Here is a 718-nt window from a genome sequence, read left to right on the forward strand (position 1 = left end):
CGATTTACAGGACATTGACAACATTGACGCCCTAGAAGAAGTCGGCGACATAGATGAAATTGAAGAGATCGAAGAAATCGGCGACGAGGAAGAAATAAAGCCTTATTCGGAAATTCAACTGTCTAAAGGCCTGTTAAAAGCGGCAAACGACATACTTATAAAAATAAGAAAAAAAGAGACAAAAGCCCCGGACGCCGCGCACATGAAAGGGCTTCTTATGCACGCGATTGAATATCTTGATTCAAAGGAAGCCGAAGTCGAACCCGATCCCGACCACATGAGCGGACTGCTTAATCTCGCGATTGGTTTCCTTAACTCTTTAGAAAACAAAAAAACAACTGACGCCGACGAAGGAATCGAAGAAATTGAAGAGATGGAAGAAATTGAAGACGAGGATTCAGATGGACATCATGTCCCGGCCCCTGATTATCACAAACATGAACATGTGGCTGTGGCTGCGGAGAATTTTTCAGTAAGGGAAGAAACGGACAGCCAAGAAGCAGATGACGGCGGACAAGGATTACCGATAGAAATGGAAGTCGTCTCCCCGTTCTCTTCGATGTTCTCTTCACTTAATAAAACCAAAAGTAAAAAAAGAAAAACTACTTCATCAAAGCGCGCGGATTAACAGTAACACCGTTTTTATAAACCATAAAATGCAGATGCGGACCGGTACTAAGACCCGTGCTTCCGACGTCGCCGATACGTTCCCCCGCCC

The 718-nt window shown here is 44.6% G+C and carries 2 protein-coding genes; one reads left to right on the forward strand and one right to left on the reverse strand.

What is annotated here, in order from left to right; all coding sequences use genetic code 11:
* Positions 1-628: hypothetical protein (locus ACYVTD_RS15010; RefSeq protein WP_461248514.1), on the forward strand; the 628-nt coding region annotated here is incomplete at its 5' end.
* Here the strand turns inward: ACYVTD_RS15010 and ACYVTD_RS15015 are convergent.
* Positions 603-718, reverse strand: a 116-nt coding sequence (locus ACYVTD_RS15015; RefSeq protein ID WP_461248515.1) for a M23 family metallopeptidase, incomplete at its 5' end; no start/stop codon positions are given. The genes ACYVTD_RS15010 and ACYVTD_RS15015 overlap by 26 nt on opposite strands.

The organism is Treponema sp. R6D11, from assembly GCF_054786075.1.